3 protein-coding genes and 1 pseudogene are annotated in these 3,496 nt (G+C 67.7%); all 4 read right to left on the bottom strand.

Annotated elements, in window-relative coordinates:
* Nucleotides 1-279: 279 nt before the first annotated feature.
* The 4 genes and pseudogenes from ABT300_RS44660 to ABT300_RS42405 all read right to left on the bottom strand — a co-directional run bounded on the left by ABT300_RS44660 (nt 280) and on the right by ABT300_RS42405 (nt 3,155).
* Nucleotides 280-729, bottom strand: coding sequence for a Scr1 family TA system antitoxin-like transcriptional regulator (locus ABT300_RS44660; protein WP_502978120.1), 450 nt, complete (start codon nt 727-729; stop codon nt 280-282).
* Entirely contained in the window at nt 660-1,127 is a 468-nt protein-coding gene (locus ABT300_RS44655; RefSeq protein WP_502978121.1) for a helix-turn-helix domain-containing protein, read from the bottom strand. Before ABT300_RS44655 ends, ABT300_RS44660 begins: the two co-directional genes overlap by 70 nt.
* A gap of 21 nt (nt 1,128-1,148) precedes the next feature.
* Nucleotides 1,149-1,862, bottom strand: a pseudogene (locus ABT300_RS42410) (DUF6879 family protein); the annotation flags it as partial.
* Between the two features lie 294 nt (nt 1,863-2,156).
* Nucleotides 2,157-3,155, bottom strand: a complete 999-nt coding sequence (locus ABT300_RS42405) for a trypsin-like serine peptidase (RefSeq protein WP_351688045.1) — start codon at nt 3,153-3,155, stop codon at nt 2,157-2,159.
* Nucleotides 3,156-3,496: the final 341 nt, after the last annotated feature.

The following is a 3,496-nucleotide window of genomic DNA, read 5'->3' as shown; positions in this document are numbered from 1 at the left end:
ACCCGCTACGACAAGACCGCCGAGTCCTACCAGGCAGCCGTCACCCTCGCCTCGCTCCTGATGTGGGCGTGACATTTGAAGACAGCTCCTAGGGGGCCGCCGAGGGTAACGACGTTCCTGCAGATGCCGAGCTGTCCACCGAGGGAGACGGACCATCTGCCCCCCATGCGAGCGCCAAAATCACGAGAGTCACGAGGCACACCGAGATTCCGAGTGCAGCCAGGATCATCAAGGGGCGTTCGGGCCGGGCGAGGACGGGGGCTTCTGCCGTGCTCGGGGTCAGCGCGGGTTCACAGCCCGCCGGGCGCGGTGGATGACGTTCTGGGAGTCGGCCCCGTACGCGGCCGACTCCCGCAGCGTGCGCCACGCCTGCAAATACGTGGCGACCGAGTCGGCGTCGTCGAGCCGCAGCTCCGCATGCCGGTCCTCCGCGTTCACCAGCCGCTCATCCAGCACCCAGAAGCGGTTGGCGGCGGGAATTCTCAGCGACGCACCGAGGGGGACGACGCCCAGCTCCACCGTGTCCATGCCGACCACCCCCATGAGCCGGTCGAGTTGGCTCGCGAGGACGGCGGGCGGACAGATCAGCGCGTGTAGAGCCGCCTCCCAGATGAGGGCGTGGAACATGCGGCCGCCCTCGTACAGCCGGTCCTGCCGCTTCATGCGGGCGCGGACGGCATCGTCGGTGTCGCGCACCGTGCGCTGCAGTTCCGCGTACCTGAGGAACATGTGCCGGGCGTAGTCGGCGGTCTGGAGCATGCCGGGGACGACGGCTTCCTCTCACGCGTATATGACCGTGGAGCGGACACTTCCAGGTTCCAGCTGTCCTGTACGGGCCGGTGGCCCGCGGCGGGCTGACGGCGCCAGGACTTGATGTGGGATTCGAAGCCCTTCAGCCGGGAGTCGAGTTCGTCGTCGGCGTCGGGCAGCCCGGCGCCGCCAGCCCAGGCGCGGAGGTCTTCCCTGGTCGCGGTCTGCCGGCCGCCCTCCAGCTTGTAGACCCTGGAGTGGGGCCAGCCGAGCCGGAGGGCGACCTGCGTGCCGGTGAGCCGGCCTTCACGGGCAGCGTGCCGCAGTTCCCGCAGACGAAGTCCGAGAGTCTCGCGGGCATGCTGGACGTCGGTCACCGGCGTTGCTCTCTTTCCCTGGGCGCGCAGTCGGGCGGCGAACTGGTCGTAGGGCACGGCGTGGTGAACCGCGGCGTCACGGACCTGGCAGTACCGCAGGACCTCGGCGGGCTCGGTGATGACCTCGACGTCGTGGAACACGTCGGCGTCGTCGAAGCGCAGGACGGCGACGAGGCGGCTGCCGAAGACCCAGAAGTCCTCGGCGGGCAGGTGGGCTCGCTCGGCGTCCTCGCGCCACAGATTGCGGACGTCCTCACCGGTTGCGGCGTTGCAGCGCGCGTAGTCCAGCAGATTCAGCTGTCCCTCGGTGGGTGGGTTGTCGACGACGCGGACACGCCCGACGTACTTGCCGCTGACCGGCTGCCGGCTGATGTTCTTGCACCAGTCGCTGTCGAGGTCCATCTCCGCCGTACCAGTTTGGAGCTACACCGTGCACGAAGGGTCTTCGCGGTCGGAGGCGTAGCCCCGCCGGGTCTCGAAGAGCCGGCCGAACACTTCGAGGCCGATGCGCTTGGGCACGCGCTGCACCTCCTTCGGGCCGTGGTTGACGAGCAGCTCCCGCGGCACCACCACGGCCAGGTCGTCGGCCCCCAGGTGCTGCAGCTGGGCGAGGACGTCCAGGTCGGTGAGCGGCGGCCCCTGAACGATGACGTTCACTGAGTCGATGTCGTCGTGCAGGGCCAGGCACCCGCCGTTCTGGCTGTCGGTGCCGATTGACTGCGGTCGTCGCGCCATGGGTTGCCTTCCTCACCCTCGGCACAGCTCGACGATCTCCGCCTTGAACTCCGGCGTGAACGAGCGACGAGGGCGAGGCTTCTTCTTCCCCATACTCTCCATGATGGACATCCTCCCGGGGCAGAACCCCTGATCTCGAATGTCCGTCAAAGCGGATCAAGCCCAAGAGTGCAGAGAAAGCGTGTGCGGCGGAGAAGAGGCTGACATGGTGGTGCCAGCCTCTCTAGGTGCGGCCTTCGAAGTGGGTCAAGCCCAGGGGACGGCACGGAGGGCCCAGGGGATGCCCGTTCCGCCTCAGTGTGGCGCGCCCGGCAGTGTGCGGGGCCGGGCCGGCGGGGAGCCGGCCACCGCCGCGTCGTACAGATGCTGGAGGTCGGAGCCGAAGTTCGGGCTGTAGGAGACGTCGGCGGTGGGCCCACCCGTCTTCCAACCGCCTATGCTCCCCACCACCTCGCCCGTCCCGGTGCGCGTATTGAAGTTGGCCAAGAAGGGGCTGCCGCTCGTACCGGGCCGGTAGCCGTTGCAGGCGATGCGGAGATACGACCCGGGCGTGCGGTCCGTGGGCGTGAACCGTGTCGTGGAGTTGGTGCAGGTCAATGGTTGCCGATCCGAGCCCGGATAGCCGACCAGCCTGACACGGGCAAAGGCGTAACCGCGCCTGGTGGCCAGGGTGTTGCCGCCTACGACGTCCTGTACCTGTTTGCCGTCGTCGCGGGCATCGACCTGGACGAACGCCACATCCCACGGCGCGCCCTTGATATGCCCGCGGTCGTAGTAGCGCTGATCGATCCAGATCCGGCTGCGGTTTGCGGAGTCGGTGCGGACAGGGAAGATTCCGTGCGGTCGCGGGTTGGCCGCGGTCCACTGTGGCACGAAAGCCATCGAACTGCTCCTGGTCTTGGCGTCCAGGCAATGTCCGGCGGTCAGCACGATGTTGTGGTGCGGGCTCTTGATCACGCTTGCGGTGCAGAAGTAGGAGCCACTGCCGCGTCGCATATACATCCGCCCGATCATCGCCAACCCACCGAAGGGCGAGCTCGTCGGGCGTCCGCCCGTCAGGCGGCCGGAAAGAGTACGCGGTGACGAGGGCACCCCCGGGACATCAGGAAACGGCTTCGCCTCGGCCATACGCTCGTTGGTCCAGAACTGCTGCGCTGCCGCAGCCGTCCAGCGCGATGCGGTCGGACCGGCCGCCGATGCACTGGCCGTGTCGACCACGGCGGTCGTTGTGATCAGCCCGGCGATCGCGCTGGTGGTGGCCAGAGAGCGGAGCGCCTTGGTGCGTCTGTTCACTCGGTGTGTTCCCCCGACGGGTGACCGGACATGATGAACCGACGATAGGGGCGATCACTCGATAATCGAAATATATGCCGGATGGGGGCGAGGCGACACACCCAAGTCCCGGTCGAGACCATCCTTGCCGAGTCAGCCCAGGACGCTGAACGAGCCGAGGCCATGCTCAGCAACCGCTATCGCGACAGCCACCAGCTGAGCATGATGCTGCTCCCGCTTAGGAAGCTGCCCGCGATGCGCCGCGGACCGCCGTCAGCAAGACTCGGAGATGTTGTTGCCGCCGGCCATGTCGGCCAGGCGGTGGTCGTGGCGCAGTACGGCCAGGACGATCACCGCGATCT

The organism is Streptomyces sp. NPDC001027 (assembly GCF_040299045.1).
Classification (GTDB): Bacteria; Actinomycetota; Actinomycetes; order Streptomycetales; family Streptomycetaceae; genus Streptomyces.
This window is presented reverse-complemented; position numbering and strand designations above follow the sequence as displayed.

Bases quoted from the DNA above. Each gene is read 5' to 3' on its own strand.
- ABT300_RS44660 (WP_502978120.1), bottom strand. From the start codon at position 729: ATGTTCCTCAGGTACGCGGAACTGCAGCGCACGGTGCGCGACACCGAC.